Genomic DNA, 18,606 nt, shown 5'->3' with positions numbered 1-18,606 from the left:
ACTAGTAGCTTATGCCAAATATGGCAAGTTATTTATTGAAGTGTTTGCCACAACTGGCAGGAGAGTTTTTAGAATATTTGCCGAAATTGTCATATGACTGAGATAGGGGAAGTATTTATTAGGAATTAGTTATTAATCATTTAGTAGGTTTTTTGCTAACTTATCAAATTCTGGTTGATGTTCTTTTTTATAAAAACCTCTAATAGTTTTTAGCATATCAACAAGATGAATGCGTTTGTCTAAATCATCTATTTTAGAAATTTCTTCGACTAGTAATTCTACTGCTCTAAAATCAACCGCTTGAGCAAAATCACGAAATAGCCAAAATAATTTTTGTTCTGCAAGCTTTTTAGGGGTAACAAGTTCGGAAGCATAATCACCTATATAAAACCCTTGGTCATAACATTTTTCAGGAATATAAAATTGATGCTCACACTCAGCAATCACCAATACTAAAAATTTTACTCCTGAATGTTTTAATTTATGTAATGTGTGGGAAACTAATTGAGAAATAGATGTGTAAGTAGAGCCATCGTCAAAATAATCTTTGCATGTAGACATTAATTGATATAAATCAGTTAAAACTATTTCAGTAAGATCTTTATCGTCAATGTTTAGAACAATAGTTTCAAGATCTTTAATAGTTTTTGCTTTTTGCTCTGCTGAAGCAGTAGGTAGTGATGCTAGTAATTGATTGACAGAATTACTCATAACTTTTTGCTTAAGCTTGCTAGATTCGCTTAAATCCTTTCTCAATATCTCTCATAGAAAAACGTAAGATTATAGGTCGTCCATGTGGGCAGTTCGTTGGACAATCGGTTTTCATTAACTCGTCAATCAGCCACTGCATTTTTTCTATGGTCAACTGCATATTAACTTTAATTGCTGCATGACAGGCAATGCTAGCTGCAATTTCACGTTGAAAATACTCTAAAGATATGTTACGACGTTCTTTTTCTACAGTACTAAGTAATTCTAAGATTAGTTTTCGAGCGTTGGATGAAGACAAAAGCACAGGGACAGCTTTAATTGCAATTGTACGACCTGAAAGCGGCATTAAATCAAATCCGCTAGTTTCAAACTCCTTTTCTAGCATTTCAAAGGCAGAATATTGAGCAGGGCTAAGATCCATAGTTTCAGGTATTAACATTTCCTGGACTTCTAAATTACGCTCTAAAATTCGTGACAAATGTATCTCAAATAAAATTCTTTCATGTGCAACATGCTGATCAATTAGTAGCAAACCTTCTTTATCAATGGCTACAATATAACTATTATGTAATTGTCCTAGGATTTTAATAGCTTTAGTGCTAGGAAGTTCTTCTGTTTGACTAATTTGATAGCTACAAGCAGGAGAAGCAAGTATTTCTAAAAGATTATGGTTATCTTTTAATGTAGGAGTTGCTATTTCTGTTTTTTTGACTTCAATATTGTTAGTTTTAGAGAATTCTTGTCGTTTTTCAGATTCGCTTGTGAAATCTAAGTCAAACTGAGGGTTGCTAACTGTTTTAGTTGAAGCTGTTTCAAAAGGATCCTCTACATCAGGTAAATCAAAAATTGTTGATTCTGTTGGAGCTATTTCAATTTCAGGTGCTTCAACAGGTTTGGTAATAGGTTTATTTTGTAAAATTTCAGGAGTCTTAATTTCAGGTAATTTAGTAGCAATATTTTGTTGTTTTATAGGAAAACTAGCAAAAGGCTTAGTTCGGGAAAAAGCTGCACGAATAGCCGATGCAACGCTTTCACTTACAACATAAGGACGACGAAAACGAACTTCAGTTTTTGCTGGATGGACATTTACATCTACTTCCTCGCTTGCTATATCGATCATCAACATTACAACTGGATAACTGCCAGGTGGGATAACATTTTTATAAGCATCACTTATAGCTTTTGTTAGGACTCTATCTTTAACAAACCGCCCATTAACAAATAAATATTGTGAATCACGCGATGCACGTTGCTCTTGAGGTTTAGAGACAAAACCATGTAGGGAAATTTCGCCTCGCTCTTGAACTTCCATTAAATTTTCTATAAATTCTGAGCCAAACAGTTGATAAGCTCTTTCTCTAAGAGTTTCTACTTTAGATGTTGCTATTACTTCTCGTCCATTTTGCCATAAATTAAAGCTAATTTGAGGGTTAGCTAAAGCATAATTTGTTATTAAATTAGAGATATGGAAATTTTCTGTAGTGTCGCTTTTTAGAAATTTTCGTCTAGCAGGAACATTAAAAAACAGGTCTTTAATCTCAAATTCTGTTCCACCTGGCCAAGCTAAATCATTGACAGCTAAAATCCGTCCGCCTTCAATCTCTATTTCTGTTCCTTCAAGTTCTGCTGTAGTTTTAGTACGGAGGCTAACTTTTGCTACAGATGCAATTGATGGTAGGGCTTCGCCTCGAAAACCTAAAGTTTTAATTTGCTCTAAATCATCAATATTACGTAATTTGCTGGTAGCATGTCGCTCAAATGCTAGCATTGCATCTTCGCGCAACATTCCTTCGCCGTTGTCTATTATTCTAATTAGGGTTTTACCACCAGCTTGAGTCTCTATTTTTACTTGAGTTGAGCCAGCATCTAAAGAATTTTCCAGTAGTTCTTTTACTACTGACGCTGGACGTTCTACAACTTCGCCAGCAGCAATTTTATTAGCAATAATATCTGGTAAAACTTGGATTTTAGCCATAATTAATTTTATTTAGGTTATTTAATCTTAATGAGGATTAACACTTGTTCGTGCTGCAAGTTCATGTGATGGACTATAATGCCCACAAAAATAGTACCAACGAATTAATGCTAACTCTGCAAAGGCTAGTAGACCTCTAGCCATACTTACTTTTGTTCCTTCGACATCAGCCCAAACAACAGGTAATTCTAAACACCTTAAGCCATGTTTTTGAGCAATAAAAAGCAATTCAACATCAAAACCAAATCCGTAAATTCTTTGTTTTTCAAAGATCCAACGTGTCCGGCTGCGGTTAAACGCCTTAAAACCGCATTGAGTATCTTGGAAAGGTAGCCCCATTAGCAACTTCATCAAAAAATTAAATGTTCGTCCTGCGGTTTCTCTGAGTGTTGATTGATGGATAGTAATGTTTGATTGAGGTAAGGCGCGAGAACCAAAAACAACATCTGCTACACCTTTGCTGATAGGCTCAATTAGTCGGTCTAGTTCAGTAATTGGAGCCGAAAGATCTGCGTCAGTAAAAAGCATTATTTCTCCAGTTGCTTCAAGCATCCCATTGCGAATACTATAACCTTTGCCACAATTGCCGGGATTTTTAATAACTCGTAGGTCAATACCTTGGCTTTGAAATTTTACAATATATTGACTAGCTAACTCTACGGTTTTATCTAGCGAGCCATCATCTACAATTAATAATTCTATAGAGTAATTTTTAGTTGCCAAAAAGTCAGCAATTTTGTCTAGGCTTTTTCCTAGCCGCTTTTCTTCATTGTAAGCAGGAATAATTATTGATAAAAATTTGTTTGACACAACTGTTTGCTTTCTTAGTTATTAAAAAAAGTAAATATAACATAGACAAGTTAGCTTTTCATAAGCCTTTTAAGGTGAATAGAGAAATAGATGAATCTACTTAGCGATAAACTAAATACTTTGCCTCAAAGTCCTGGTTGTTATCTACATAAAGACAGTAAAAACAATATTATTTATATTGGTAAAGCAAAAAATCTGCGTCATCGTGTCCGCCAATATTTTCAAACTTCCCGCCCGCTAGATGCTAAGACTAGTGAACTAGTTTCCAGAATTGTTGATTTTGAATATATTGTTACAGATACTGAGTTAGAAGCCTTAATTTTGGAAAGCAATTTGATTAAAGCCCATCGTCCACGCTATAACGTTTTGCTAAAAGATGATAAGCAGTATCCACACTTAAAACTTACGCTTAATGAAGCTTTTCCTAGAGTATTAAAGACTAGGCGAATAACTCAAGATGGCTCATTTTATCACGGGCCTTATTTGCCTGCATCCTTAGCTGATAGCACACTTAAGCTAATTAATCAGATTTTTCAGTTGCGGACTTGTGATATAGAAATTGATGGAAAAAGAGAGCGTCCATGTTTGGAATACCACATTAAACGGTGTTTAGGCCCTTGTGTTGCTAGTCTTTGCACTAAAACAGACTACAAAGAAGCTGTAAAAGACGTAAAGCTATTTTTTGAGAATAAAAATCAGGATTTGTTAAAAAGCCTAGAAAACCGAATGTTGGAAGCTTCTGAGGATATGCGCTTTGAACAAGCTGCTAAATATCGGGATCAAATACATTTAGTAAAACGTCTAGGTGAGCAGCAAAAAGTTATGCAATCTCACGGAGCAGATATAGACATTTTTGGGTACTATCGGGAAAATTCCCGTGCTGCCCTACAGCTTTTTACAATGAGAGAAGGAAAAATAATTGGCCGACGGGAATTTTTTTGGGAAGATTTAACCGAGCCTTTTGATGCTAGTCAATTTATAGGTCAAGCACTTAAACAGTATTATTCTTTAGGCAACTATGTCCCACAAGAAATTTATATCCCAATAGATTTTGAAGATCGTCAGCTTTTAGAAGAATATTTAACAAATAGCCGACAAACCAAAGTAAAAATAGTTGACCCACAAAAGGGAATAAAACGCGACTTAATCGACCTAGTAGAAAAAAATGCTAAACATTCCTTTGAGCAACGTTTTAGAGTGCTAAAACCAGACATGAAAATAGTTTTAAGCGAGCTACAAGATATATTAGAGTTACCAAATTTTCCTGAAAGAATAGAATCTTTTGATATTTCAAACTTTCAAGGTGCGGAAAATGTTGCTGCTATGGTGGTTTGTGATAACGGCGTTATGAATAAGAGTGAGTATAGAAAGTTTAAGATTAAATCTGTCACAGGTGCTAATGATTTTGCTTCAATGTATGAAGCTGTATCACGCCGCTATAGCCGATTATTAGAGGAAAAAAAGCAACTTCCCAGTATAGTTTTAATTGATGGCGGTAAGGGTCAGTTAAGTGCGGCTGCTAGAGCTTTATCACTTATTGGACTAGAGGCTTTGCCCACAGTAGCGATTGCTAAACGTGAAGAGATTTTATTTGTTAAAGGACGTGAAAATGAGCCTATTATTTTAGATAAACGCTCTCCTGTTCTTCACCTTATTCAAATGGTTAGGGATGAAACACATCGCTTTGTAGTAACTTATCATCGTAAACGCCGAGAAATGAGAGATTTTACTTCAGAATTAACAGAAATTCCTGGTGTAGGGAAAAAGTTAAAAGAGCGTTTATTAAGGAATTTTGGCTCACTAAAAAGGGTTTCTGAGGCTAGCCAACAAGAGTTAACTCCATTTGTTGGCACTAAATTAGCAGAAAAAATTATTACTCATTTTGCCAACTTAAATAAAAAGACTGAATAATTAATTGACCTAACTTGTTGCTAACAAATCTCTTTTATGAATCTATATCTGTTTTAACACCGTCTTTATTTACACTATATAGATTATTATTTATATTTTCCTGCTTATTATTTTTTATTTTGCTTAATGAATTAATAATCTGATCAAAATCAACGGGTTTGCTAATGTAATCATCCATTCCAGCGGCTAAACATTGCTCTTTATCTGCGTCCATTGCTCCAGCCGTCATAGCAATAATTTTTGGCCGATTTGGAGTTGAATAAATTTTATGGATTTCTTTAGTAGCTGTTAAACCGTCCATTTCTGGCATCTGAACATCCATTAAAATTACATCATATTGTTGATGTTTTAATTGGCTTAACACTTCTAAACCATTAATTGCTGTATCTGCCTTATAACCTAAAGCATTTAACAACTTTAGAGCTACTTTTTGATTAATTAAATTATCATCTGCCAGTAATATTTTTAGCGGTAAGCTATTGGCTAGCTTAGGTATTTCATTGGGTTTAGTTTTCTTTTTTTCTTCAGCAATATCTACAACCTCAAGCAAAATAGTAAAGTGAAATTCTGAGCCTTTATCTAATTCACTTTTTAACCAAATATGTCCGCCCATTAATTCACAAAGTTTTTTGCTAATACTTAGACCTAAACCAGTTCCTCCATATTTGCGAGTCGTTGAGCCATCACCCTGAGTAAATGGCTGAAATAATTTGGCTTGTTGTGCTGGGCTTATACCAATACCTGTATCTTTAATTTGAAAATAAACTTCGTGTCTTTTTTCATCTATTTGTTTGCTGCTAACTAATAAAATAATTTCACCTTCATTAGTAAATTTAATTGAGTTACCTATTAAGTTAATTAAAATTTGCTTTAATCTAGTAAAATCTCCTCTCACATAAGTTATAGTATTATCAGTAGTTATAGAGTTTAACTTTAGACCTTTTTCTAATGCTTGTGGTTTTAATAAAGCTATTACTTGCTCAACGGTTTCCAAAAGATTAAAAGCTACTTTGTTCAATTCTAGTTTTCCTGACTCAATTTTAGAAAAGTCCAAAATATCATTAATTATAATAAGCAGAGATTCACCGCTTACACGAATAGTTTCAATAAAATCTTGTTGTTCAGCACTAGTTTTTGTATTGGCAAGCAGTGAAGTCATACCAATTATGCCATTCATTGGGGTACGAATTTCATGACTCATCATAGCTAAAAACGCACTTTTAGCATAATTTGCTTCTATAGCTTGATTTTTAGCTTCAATAGCAGATTGTTCTGAAACTCTTAATTGCTCAATACTTTGTGCTAATTCTCTTGTACGGTTATTAATTTTTTCTTCTAGGCTTGTATTTAATTTTTTAAGTGAGTAAAAGCGATATTGAATTAAAGCCAATCCTGTTAAAACATAAATCAAGTATGCCCACCAACGCTTCCATAGAGGAGGATAAATAGTAATTTTAATTGCTGTGCCAATTTCATTCCAAACACCATCGCTATTAGCTGCTTTTACCAAAAATTTATATTCATTAGGTGCTAAATTACTATAAACGACTTCGCGGTTTTTTTCTGCTAAAGTCCAATCTTTATCTAATCCTTCTAATTTATAAGCATAAACGTTATCTGAGGGAGAATTAAAATCTAGTGCAATATATTGAAAAAGTAGGTTATTTTGGTCATAGGTTAAGTAAATTTCCTTTGAGGTGTCTTTTTTTAATTCCTGATCAGTGCCTAGCAATTTTACTGTGCTTATATAAATTTGTGGTGCAGTAGGATTAGTTTTAATATTATCAGGATGAAAGATGTTAAGACCGTTGATCCCGCCAAAAAAGATTTCTCCTTCTTGGTTTTGGTGAAAAGAAAGACGGTTAAATTCTCTATCTTGAAGGCCATCATCCAAATCAAATCTAATAAAACTTTCATTATTGGGGTTATATTTAACAATCCCATTATCTGTACTTAACCAAAAATAACCTTTTTTATCTTCAAGCATTGCATAAACATTTGGATTTAGCTCTTTAGTTTTTTGTGGTTTAATACGAGTAAAGTTATTTGTTTCATAGTTAAATTTACAGATTCCACCACCTTTGGTAGTTATCCAAAAATTCTTTTTACTATCTAATAAAAAAGATGAGACATTATTGTTAGGGAGTGAATTTAAGTTTTGTGAGTTATATTGATAAATAATATATGTGTTAGTTTTAGGTTTATAACAAAATAATCTATCACTTGTACCAATCCAAATATTACCAAAACTATCTTCTATAATTGCTTGGATTTCGCCAGGGCCAATTTCATTAGAGACTTTAATAAATATTGGAGTAATTGTTTTTCTATCAGGGGATATATGATAAATAACTCGTTCATATTTTGAAGCCCCTACCCATAAACTACCATCGCGGCTTTCAAAAATAGCTGTTACTCCATAGATTTCTTTATTAAAAGTAATAAATTTGCCTGTTTTACGGTCTAGTTTTTGTAAATAAGCAAAATTCTCCTCTAATTTGTCATCAATCCACTCAGCAACGCCATAAGTACCAATCCAAAGCTCTCCTTGTCGATCTTCATAAATTGCCCAAACGCTATCTAAAGCTAGAGAACTAAGATCACCAAGTTTTTTTCGGTAAACCTTTATGCTTCCTGTTTTTCGGTCTAGTCGGTTTAATCCTGCGTATTGTGTACCAATCCAAACTATACCTTCCCTATCTTGCCAAATTCCACGAATATAGTTATTACTTAAACTATTTTCTGAGAATCGGTTGTATTGATATAACTCAAATTTATTTTTATAAGGGGAATATTTACTTATTCCATAAATACCATTACTAATCCAAACTACATTTGAGCGATCTTTATATAAACTGTGAATATCATTTCCAGCTAAACTTGTTGGATTTTTAGGATCATTTTCATAGTGAATGACTTTTTTTGTACTAAGATTTAAAGAATATATTCCAGATAAACGAGTGCCTATCCAAAGAGTATCTTCATCATATAACAACAAAGCTGATAGAACATCTGTTTTTAAGCCATCAGGATTATTTTCATCTTTCTTATAATGTGAAATTATTTCTCCTGTTACAGTATTTAGTTCATATAAACCTTGAAATAGCGTTGGAATAAAGAGATTGCCATTAGGATGAAGTAGAAGTTTGCAATCAAAATCTCTTGCAATTACTGTTTTTGCTGGTGCATCTATATCTAAATAATTTGTAAATTCATTTGAAATAGTATCAAATTTGTAAAGGCCATAAGGACTATTTACCCATATTTTTTTTTGCTTATCTACCACTAAAGAAAAAAGTGGTATTGTAGGCAGGTTATGTTTATTTTGAGGTGAAAAGCTAGTTATTTCTTTGCTATCAATGTTTAATTTTATTAAACCTATTGAACTTGCCATCCAAAGAATATTATCTATTAAGCAAAAAGACGTTATCCTAGGAGTTAGTTCTAAACTACCAAATCTAGTAAATGTTTTAGTCCCACGGTCAAATAAATTTATTCCTCCTGAATAAGTACCCGCCCAAACCCGGTTATATTCGTCCACATATACACTTGTAACACGATTATCAGATAAAACATTTAGAGAGTTAGAGTTGCTAGAGTAGACTTCAAAATTAAACCCATCATATTTGTTAAGTCCATTATCTGTAGCAACCCATAAAAACCATCTAAATCTTGAGCAAAAGCATTTACTGTATTATCTGATAATCCTTGATTTTTACTGATATTCTCAAAAATTGGATTTACCTGAGCAAAAGCTATTTGCCATATTGACAATAGTAAAATCCAGATTAGCGCAAAAAAAACTTTTTTCATTTTTGCAAAAAACTTATTTGTGAAATTAAGATATTTTAGAAAAGCACATTAAACTTAATATGAGAACTAAATTCTTTAGAGTGATAAACTCGTTGAGTTGCCTTTTGAAAATCTGACTCTTGAGCATTATAAATATCAACAAACTTTTTGAGGATTACGGTCTGTTAAAGGAAACCAGCTACTTTGCACTTGAACCATTATTCTATGCCCTTTAAGAAAAGATGGTTAACATCTGGCATAACAAATTCTATTTTAGTTACTTTCCCTGGTGTCATAGGTTTTGGTAAAGAAAAACTTTCTCGAAATTTTCCCCTCATTGGCTCACCCTTACTAGCATTTGAAAGCCTCCCATAGGTAAGCTAGCATCAGTAGGCGAAACATCTGTTCTACTATCTGGATAAACATCAATAAGCTTAACTATCCAATCTGAATCCGTCCCGCTAGTAGAAACATACATTGTCACCGTAAGCGGCCCAGCCACATGTATATCTTCATTTAGAGGCTCACTTTTATAAGTTAAAACGTCTGTTCGTTGACTAGCAAATCTTTGATCTTCGCCCATATAATCGCGAGTCATACCTATTGATACACCATTTATAAAAGGCACAGGTTTGTTTGGATCGCTAATATATTCATCAAAAGAATTTTTGACTTCCTTAGGTTGCTCAAAAGAAAGTCCACCGTTAGCTTGAAGGTAAACAGATTTAGTTTCTACATTCTTTGGCGGCCAGTGTTCATAAGTTTTCCAGCTATTAGAGCCTGTTTCAAAAACATATGCTTCAGGTAACTTAGCATTACCTTTATCTTTTAAGTAAAAATTAAAAAAAGGTAATTCAATGTTTTCTCTGTAAAAAAGAGATGTTTTTGATGCAAAATTAAGATGTTTTAGAGTATCCCCATCAAAACGCGACCAACCACCATGAACCCAAGGCCCCATAACTAAAGTATTAGTAATATTAGGGTTTTGCTTTTCAATAAACTTATAAGTGTTTAATGCTCCATAAAGATTTTCAGCATCAAACCAACCCCCTACCGTCATCACTGCCGCTTTGATATTACGTAAATTTGGAAGCAAATTTCTTGATTGCCAAAATTCATCATAGTTTCCATGCTGCATTACCTCATCCCAGAATGCTACTTTGTTATTTAAGTGTTTTTCATTGGCATTTTTAAGAGAACCCATTTCCAGAAAGAATTTATAGCCGTCCGGTGTTCCATGCTCAAACCGTTTAGGTGATTCAGTGGTAGGAGTAGGTCTAGGCAAACCAAATGAAGACAAAAAATTAAAAGCATGTGGTAAAAAACACTCCATTATGATGAAAATCATCCCCTTAAAACCAATCTCCAATAGGTGCTTGAGGCGAAACAGCCTTTAATGCAGGGTGAGAATCAATGCTCCCAGCCGAAGTATAAAAGCCTGGTAAGATATTCCCCACATACCCACCCTTTCATTGTGATTAGGTATATTTTTAAGCAACCATTCTATAGTGTCATAAGTGTCCGTGCTTTCATCAATTGCATTTGGTGAATCTTTTTTCTGCTGATGAGGTCGCATATTAATAAACTCACCTTCGGATAAATACTTGCCACGAACATCTTGATAAACAAAAATATAACCTTCTTTTGCAAATTCCTCATTTGGCCCAAGACTTGTTCTAAAAGCATCTGTACCATAAGGAGCGACACTATAAGGGGTACGAAGAAGCATTATTGGATATTTTTTAGAAGTTTCTTTAGGTAAATAAATAGCGGTAAATAGCTTAGTCCCATCACGCATAGGGATAGAAGTTTCCATTTTTGTATAATTTGCACGAATTTCAAAATTACTTTGTGCCTTTGGTATTTGGACAGAATCAACTAAAAATAAAAGTAAGAGAGTTAAAATAAGAATACGTAAAAAACTTAAAATATGGACAAACCTGCCTTGCAAGAAGAGCGTATTGGTTGGAAAATAAAACATCAGAGAGAGACTTTGTTTAAGAATGAAAATGATGCCAGTAACCAATTAACACAAAAATGAAGAACCCTACAGTTGAAAAATTTCAGAATTGATTGCTAACGAGCAGTAAATGTACCAAACCGAAGTTACAACCCAAGAAACTGGTTAGTAGGAGCCTATATTTTTTGAATATGGACAAATGGCGGAGATCTCTCTGTTTATGGAGAACACCATTAGGAAAAGTTGTCAGATGTAATACTTTCTAAAAGGGCCATAGCAAGGTTTTTCTGTTGGAACTCCAAAATACTTTAGAGAGTTGCTTAGTATACCCATTGTTACGCCATAATAGGTCAAGTAGATACCAGTCACCATTTGGATTCTTACTAGAAACACTGCCTTTATTAGAAGACAATAACCCAGAAGAAATGTCCTCTCGTGAGGTAATATTAAAGTATTTCAATTTCCTTCTGTAGAAAAACGTCAAATAAAAAAATACTTATCTTCCTTGGCAAAACGAAAAGTACTATCACTAACTTTTTAGCTCTTTGTCTTGGTCACACTTACTTGGAACTTTGTCGAATAAATGATGCACTGGCAAAAGAGCTTTTTACGAATTAGAATCAATGAAAAGTCGGTGGTCTTTACGTGAGCCAAAAAGGCAAATGAACAGTATGCTTTATGAGCGAGTAGGATTATTTAAAGACAAAGATGCTGTTAATAGCATTGGCAAAAGAAGGCCAATTATTAGATAGCCCAAAACTATTTTACGGATCCTTATGTTTCTTGAATTTATAGGATTAGAAAAACAAGTGGCTTATTCAGAATCACAGCTTACAAGCCTTAATTGACCACCTTCAAGAGTTTCTTCATGAATTAGGACGTGATTTTTTGCTTTTATGGATAGGTAATATCGAATTACCGTAGCTGGGCAAATATTATTTTTTTAGACTTACTTTTTACCATCGCAAGTTACATTGTTTTGATAGCTAGCTAGACCTAAAGTTAGTTAAACTTTAGCCATCAAGATGCTTGGGCAAAATGAACTTCACTTGAACTATCTTAAAGATCAAGTGGCTTATCCCTAAGAAGAACCTATCCCCTATTGGAATGAATCTTACTTTGTGCTGAAAAAGATGCAGAGGAAGTTTCATTATGCTACGGCAGGCTTAGACAAACATCTTTTGTTTCTAATATTTAATAAAACTGCTCTCTGAAGAATAGCTAAAGCAATGGCTACGCGATGAGCAAGTAATCCTGAACAATTAGCGGATAAAAGTACAAAAACTAGAGAATAAAGAATTTCCAATTGTACAAAGCGAACTTAATGCTAACCTTCCAGACAGCTAGACAAGCAGCATCAGCCGTGGAGACAATTTTAACAAGAATCCCAACAAACCTGCCTTGCAAGAAGAGTGTATTGGTTGGAAAATAAAAGTTGAGGTGACTTTATGAGTAACGAAAATGACGCATTATTACCAGAAGAAGACGAAACCGAAACCCAAACCTTAAATAAAATGGTAGCAAAAATAAAATCTATGGATAATCGTTTAGAAACTGTTGAAACCAAAGTTGATGCACAATCTAAACGAACCAATGCTAATTTGCTAAATGCTTTTGCTGAAATACTTAGAGATGCTTTAGCTCAACAAAAAGCAGAATTTGAGCAAACATTAAAAGATGCCCTAGCTCAACAAGAAATTAAATTTGAACAAGCTTTAGCTCAACAAGAAGTTAAATTTACTGAAATGATCAAAACAGAAGTAAATAATCTTAGGGTTGAAATGCTAGGAGAGTTTAAGAAAATCAAACTTGAGATTAGAAATATAGATCGCCATTTTCATTTCTTGCAAAGAGATGTAGCCCAACTGCAAGTGCGACAGATGATTTGGAAGACAAAGTAGAGCAAATAGAAACAAAGCTAAAGGCTAGCTAGTCTTTAGCTTTATTTACTAGCAATTGCTAAGGCTAACCCTTGTAAATATAATAATTAACCTAATCTAATTAACTATATCTGGGTAAGAGTTAAATTAGAACAGCTTTATTTTCTCACATTAAATTTCTACTTCTGGCAAAGAGTTTACTATTTTTACAGTCTCTAAGCTTACAGTAACAATTTGCCCTATCAACCTAACAATATATTCTGGATCATCTTCTCGATTAGGATCATTTACTATTCCACTACGTTTGTCTGTTGTTACTTGGTATTGATCAATAATCCAATCTAATGCAGATCTATTACCTAAACGATATTCAAAAACTTCTTTTGGAATATTCGCTAAAGTTAAGAAATTATTGTAGATAATAGATGTTTTATCTTTTGACAATTTCATCTTTTCTACTCGCCAATCAAGAGCTTCTTTTGGATTTTCTATTTTTTCTAATGGATATTCTGCCTGTTGTTCATAGTTAATATGTAAATCTGCTAAAGTTTGACCAGCCTTAGCAAAAGCCTTAAAGTCTGGTGCAAATGGGATTCTTGGCAACTCTCGTTTTAGATTAGCCGCATATTTTTCTCTATAGCCTTTATGATGTAGCACTCCATAAACATAATAAAAAATATCCCATTTAGTTATTGATGAATCTTTGTAATGTGTGCGAAATTGCTCTAATGCCCAATCTGTGATATTTTCCCGCTGATTAGTTCCATCTGTTGTAAGTGTAGAATGGAAAACATTGTATCCGAGTTGTGGAACCATCAAAAAGTTTTGTTGCACTATCAATGCAAATGAAAAGGCCATTCTACTGATCCTACTTTCAACCAAATTACTTTATTTTCTAGTTCAGACTGTGCAGTAGGAAAATTACTGGCAATTGACATCGATCTTCATTCAAATCAGAGTCGAAGTATAAAATTTGATGAAGTAAAAGGGCGGTAAAAAGATTTTCTAACATTATTTATTTAAATTCGTAATTCATATTCTTTTTAGATACATTATTTTAAATCCTTCTCCAATTAACTTGTTTATCATCATAAGATACAAAATCATCTATTTTTTTAGCCTTTTTTTCTTTGTAAGATCCATTTATAAACTTGCTCATTGTAAGCATCTATTGTGTGTTTGAATATTTTCGACTAACTTATCTTTTGCCCAATTAAAATTATAAGCCCAAATATCTATTCGAGTTTAACACAACTTTAGCCATCCCTTTTAAATATTAATTGCTTCATTTATTTTACTTTTGCACTCGATTTAATTCTTCAATGTTTCTTCTACAAATGACAAGGGATCAAAATCATTTTTTAACCCATCTTGGGCTAGATTTTGACTCTTTTTTTCTTCGAAAATTAGGTTTGATTGGTTGCCAATCAATATCTTTTTGAACAGATGTACTTTCTAAATGTTGAAATTTTTGCTTATTGTTCCAATAGTCGTTTACATTGGAATAGAAAATCTTAGTAACTCCTTTAGATTCATTGATCTTTTCTTAATGAAAAATTTTATGCTAACGCCCAACTGAATACCAAAAACATTATGTATATTTCCTGATAACACCGATTTTTTTGGATATTACCACCTAAGTCCAAAGTATAGATTTTATCAAAATCTTGTGCTAAATGTTTTCTTACCCCATCAAATGCAAAGCCATCAATAAAACTATTATTTGTTACAAAAGCTACAACGCCTCCGTCTTTAATCCGATCGGAAGCCCATCTAATAGCTTTTACATAAGTATCAGACAAGGCATTTTTATTTGTAGCCTTAGAGCTTTTTGTATAAGTTTCAGAAACTCGTTTATCCATTACTTTATATTTACGGTTTTTATTATTATCATTTTCTTTACCTTGATGAGCATTGTAAGGTGGATTGCCGATAATTACAAAAATAGGACTAGCTTTTTGTTTTTTAATTCTTTGTGTGTTTTCAGCATTCATAAAAGCAAAAGCATCTTGTTTATCTTCTGCTAACTCAAAAGTGTCTACTAAACAAATTCCTTCAAATGGTTTATAGCTGTTGGTTAACTCAAAAAATTCATGCTCAATATTCATCGACGCAATATAGTAAGGCAATAACATTACTTCATTGCAATGAAGCTCGTTTTCATACTTATGAGCAAGTGCAGTTTTCTTAATTTCCTGCATTATATGAACAATGAAATTGCCTGTACCAACAAATGGATCTAAAACATGCACATTAGGAGAACTTAAAGACTTACCAAATTCTTTTTGTAGAATTTCTTCAACACTCCTAATCATAAAATTTACAATAGGTTGTGGAGTATAGACTATGCCATGTGTGTCAGCTATTTTTATTGAAAATCCTTGGAAAAATTTTTCATAAATAGCATTAAGAAAATATTGTTTTTGGGAAAAATCAGTAATCGTAGCCGCCGCCATTTCTATTGCTAGATAAAAAGGATCTAGTTTTTGTAAAAAAGCTTCACGGCTGAATGATTGAGATGTTAATGAGGCAATTACTTTTTCAATTTCTACAGCAATAACATTGCGGTGTACAAAATCAGGGTTATTAAAAATCTTTCTAAAAATTCTTTCTGTCAACAAATGCTGAATTAACATTTCTTCAACTGCCTGTTCAGAAAGGTTTGGATTTATAGATTCTTTGCACAAATCCATAAAGTTAGCAAAAGCATTGATAAACTTTCTGTTGGTCTTGCGCTCTTTTTCTACTAAATCAATTAAACCTTTTGCAAGTTGGGGTATTCTTTCCTTAAATTCATTAACTGATTGATCCCATTCTGCATAAGCAGGCGGGTATATTCAAAAATTGTTTAACTATTTCTACTAGTTTTTCAGGTTTAGTAATATCTTCATCAGCAACTCGCCGCCCTTGTTGATAAAGAATTGCTCGCTTAGGTTCTTGAAAGATAATATTGTCTTTTGGATAGTTAGCTTCAAACTTTTTTCTAATTTCTTTTTCTAAGTCGTCTTGGCTGTCTTTTGCTTCCCAATAACCATAAATCAGGTTGAAATCGTCAATTAAAGCCCCATCAACAAAAATATTCTTTTTTGTTTGCGAAATTTGGATTTTCTTTTCAGCAACCAATGTCCAGTGAAACTTCTGTCCACAAGCCTCTAATAAACTTTGAAAAGCTGTTTTTACAGCACCTTCATGACTTACACCTAGTTTTTCAAACTGCTTTAATGCTTCATAATAAGTCTTAATAGGCTTATGACTAGCTTTTAAGTCCAGTACTCGCATTAAGTTATACTCCTAGATACTTAAGTTTAATTAGAATGTGATAAGGCTAATAATTAGGCTGTTTTTCAAGTAAAGCTGAGATTATATTTCCAAGTTGGGTAAAATGAAAAGCTTTTGTTCTATACTTTAGTAACTAAAGCCACAGACTAATCTATTAGGTAATTAAGCATTTTTTGATTAATTGTTAAATGTGGGTATGAATAGAAGTATAAACTAAAAAAGCCACTTAATTAGTGGCTGTAACTCATTGATTCTATTGATGCCCCCGGCAGGATTCGAACCTGCGACCTTTTGGTTCGTAGCCAAACGCTCTATCCAACTGAGCTACGAGAGCAATTAGTAAAAAATGGGAAATTTGAAAAAGCGAATGGATACAATAATCAATTAAATTATAACCGTCAAGTCTTTAGTCCTACTTTAGCTAATTTTTTTGCCAGAAATAGGCGACAATGCACTTTACTAGCTACTTTTTATCTAAATAACCGTTCATCTTAAACCAAGTAACAGCATCTTGTAAGGCTGTTTCTATTGAGCTTTGAGGTAAGCCTAGTTCACGAACTGCTTTTTCGCTATGGTAATACATTGGATGGCACGCCATTTTTGCCCCATTAATTGTTACTGTTGGCTCACGGCCTAATAGTTTACTTATAATTAGTTCATCAAAATAACTAACTAACATTGGAATGAAATGAGGAATTGAGCGTTTAGGGGCTGGTAGACCAGTAATTTTTTCTAGGATATCTAGGATTTCTTTTAATGTGACATTTTTATTGCCTAGAATATAACGTTCACCTATGCGACCTTTTTCTGCTGCTAGGATATGGCCTTGGGCGACATCTCGCACATCTACTAGGTTTAATCCTGTATGAACATAAACTGGCATTTGGCGACGTAAGAACTTTAAGACAATATCTCCGGTTGGAGTAGGTTTAACATCGTAGGGGCCAATAGGAGTGCTGGGATTAACAATTATTACTGGAATGCCGTCTTTAGCTGCGGCAAAAGCTAACTGTTCAGCTAGAAATTTTGATTTTTTATAATCGCTAATTAGCTTGTCAACCGTTGTTGTTGTGGATTCATCGGCAATTTGGCCTTCTGGAGCAAGCCCTATAGCAGCAACGGAACTTGTATAAACGATACGTTTAATTTTTGCAGTGTGAGCAGCGGCAAGGATTTTTTTTGTACCATTTACATTAGCCTTGTAAATGGCTTGGCTATCTTTTAAGCAAAGGCTGTAATGTGCAGCAACATGAAAAAGCCATTCACAGCCTTGCATAGCTTTTTCTAGCAATTCTTGATTATCTAAATCGCCAGAAACTTGATCGATTGCTAAATCTTTTAGATTTCGTTGATCGCTACTGGAACGCACAAGAGCGCGGACTTTAATTCCTGAGTTAAGCAACTGACGAATTAAATTACCACCAACAAAACCTGTTCCGCCTGTAACAAAAGCTTGCATTAAGTAAGACTCTTAGTGTGATTTTTAGAATAAATTAAAAACTTAGATTAAAAAGGTGACCAACCTGGGTTTTCTATTGCTTGGTAGCGTTGGTTAAATTTAGCGTCTAGGTCATCTAGGGCTGAGGCTAATTGCTGAACAGATTGTTTTAATGTTTTAGCATCAGCAACTTGAGCTAGAACTTGTTGAACGTGCATTTTTACATTCTCTACTTGATCAACTAGGGAAAGGTCAAAATGATAAAGTTGGTCAAGCTGGTCTTCACGAATTTTTACAGCATCAAAAAAGCCTGCATAACCATAACTAGCATAGCGGATGCGGTTTTCTACCTTATCTAGTTTTTGTAATACTTTTTCTAGTGGCCCGACCTCAAAAAGCCGACGATTGTTGGCTAGTTCTTGAATTACAGTATTAATTGGGGCTTTTAGTTGAAAAAGCAATGTGGCTAGATGTTCTCGATGAAGTTTATCTACGTCTCGGCGAGACTCTTTTTCTAAATAACCTTTGTAGCCTGGAATTTTAGCTGCTACTCGTTCTAAAAAATTACGTTCGCCACTAGCTTGATATTGGTTATAAGCAGGAATAATTCCACCTGGTAGAGGACTAAGAGCTTGTCCAATTGGTAGTCCAGGTGTAGAAGGATTAGAAATAGGTTGTAAATAATTTGGCTGTTGTGGGCTAGCAGGATTATTTGCTGGTAATGTTGGCATTCCTTGTACTGGAGTAGGTGCAGTTGCAACAGGATTAGTTACTAATTTTAATCCACAATTAATGCAAAATTTAGTATTTTCCGGTAAGTATTCACTACATTGTGGGCAATTCATAAGCC

Annotated in this window: 10 protein-coding genes, 1 tRNA gene and 3 pseudogenes; 3 read left to right on the top strand and 11 right to left on the bottom strand. The window is 33.7% G+C overall.

The window, feature by feature from the left end; genetic code table 11:
- Positions 1-132: 132 nt before the first annotated feature.
- Genes IPK14_12965 through IPK14_12955 form a run of 3 tightly spaced genes read right to left on the bottom strand, consistent with a single transcriptional unit; the run spans position 133 to position 3,496 of the window.
- Positions 133-711 (bottom strand): hypothetical protein, encoded by a 579-nt coding sequence (locus IPK14_12965; GenBank protein MBK7994287.1) that lies wholly within the window; start codon positions 709-711, stop codon positions 133-135.
- A 19-nt stretch (positions 712-730) separates the two neighbouring features.
- Positions 731-2,686 carry a DNA mismatch repair endonuclease MutL gene (mutL, locus tag IPK14_12960; GenBank protein MBK7994286.1) on the bottom strand — a complete coding sequence of 652 codons (1,956 nt, stop codon included), beginning with the start codon at positions 2,684-2,686 and terminating at the stop codon, positions 731-733.
- 27 nt (positions 2,687-2,713) lie between these two features.
- Complete coding sequence (locus IPK14_12955) at positions 2,714-3,496, bottom strand: glycosyltransferase family 2 protein (protein ID MBK7994285.1); 783 nt, start codon at positions 3,494-3,496, stop codon at positions 2,714-2,716.
- A gap of 90 nt (positions 3,497-3,586) precedes the next feature.
- Between IPK14_12955 and uvrC the strand changes: the two genes are divergently transcribed.
- Positions 3,587-5,407: an excinuclease ABC subunit UvrC gene (gene uvrC / locus IPK14_12950; GenBank protein MBK7994284.1), complete on the top strand. Its 1,821-nt coding sequence runs from the start codon at positions 3,587-3,589 to the stop codon at positions 5,405-5,407.
- A 34-nt stretch (positions 5,408-5,441) separates the two neighbouring features.
- Here uvrC and IPK14_12945 read toward each other — a convergent pair whose 3' ends face one another.
- From IPK14_12945 to IPK14_12935, 3 genes and pseudogenes are all read right to left on the bottom strand, one after another.
- On the bottom strand, positions 5,442-8,948 hold the full coding sequence (locus IPK14_12945; protein ID MBK7994283.1) for a response regulator: 3,507 nt from the start codon (positions 8,946-8,948) through the stop codon (positions 5,442-5,444).
- A gap of 35 nt (positions 8,949-8,983) precedes the next feature.
- Positions 8,984-9,181: a hypothetical protein gene (locus tag IPK14_12940; GenBank protein ID MBK7994282.1), complete on the bottom strand. Its 198-nt coding sequence runs from the start codon at positions 9,179-9,181 to the stop codon at positions 8,984-8,986.
- Positions 9,182-9,255: 74 nt separating this feature from the next.
- Positions 9,256-11,180: pseudogene (locus IPK14_12935) on the bottom strand (CocE/NonD family hydrolase).
- A gap of 602 nt (positions 11,181-11,782) precedes the next feature.
- Between IPK14_12935 and IPK14_12930 the strand changes: the two are divergent.
- A complete protein-coding gene (locus IPK14_12930) occupies positions 11,783-11,911 on the top strand; it encodes a YhcG family protein (protein ID MBK7994281.1) in 129 nt (42 codons plus the stop codon).
- Positions 11,912-12,607: 696 nt separating this feature from the next.
- On the top strand, positions 12,608-13,060 hold the full coding sequence (locus IPK14_12925; protein ID MBK7994280.1) for a hypothetical protein: 453 nt from the start codon (positions 12,608-12,610) through the stop codon (positions 13,058-13,060).
- Positions 13,061-13,210: 150 nt separating this feature from the next.
- On the opposite strand, the pseudogene IPK14_12920 reads toward IPK14_12925, so the two are convergent.
- The 5 genes and pseudogenes from IPK14_12920 to IPK14_12900 all read right to left on the bottom strand — a co-directional run bounded on the left by IPK14_12920 (position 13,211) and on the right by IPK14_12900 (position 18,601).
- Positions 13,211-13,886: pseudogene (locus tag IPK14_12920) on the bottom strand (hypothetical protein).
- A gap of 507 nt (positions 13,887-14,393) precedes the next feature.
- A pseudogene (locus tag IPK14_12915) lies at positions 14,394-16,318 on the bottom strand (N-6 DNA methylase).
- A gap of 260 nt (positions 16,319-16,578) precedes the next feature.
- A tRNA-Arg gene (locus IPK14_12910) sits at positions 16,579-16,652 on the bottom strand.
- A 129-nt stretch (positions 16,653-16,781) separates the two neighbouring features.
- The gene (locus IPK14_12905) at positions 16,782-17,777 is read right to left on the bottom strand and encodes an NAD-dependent epimerase/dehydratase family protein (protein ID MBK7994279.1); all 996 of its coding nucleotides are present in this window, start codon (positions 17,775-17,777) and stop codon (positions 16,782-16,784) included.
- 47 nt (positions 17,778-17,824) lie between these two features.
- Positions 17,825-18,601: a zinc ribbon domain-containing protein gene (locus IPK14_12900; GenBank protein MBK7994278.1), complete on the bottom strand. Its 777-nt coding sequence runs from the start codon at positions 18,599-18,601 to the stop codon at positions 17,825-17,827.
- Positions 18,602-18,606 lie beyond the last annotated feature (5 nt).

The organism is Blastocatellia bacterium, from assembly GCA_016713405.1.
Taxonomy (GTDB): Bacteria; Acidobacteriota; Blastocatellia; order Chloracidobacteriales; family JADJPF01; genus JADJPF01.
This window is presented reverse-complemented; position numbering and strand designations above follow the sequence as displayed.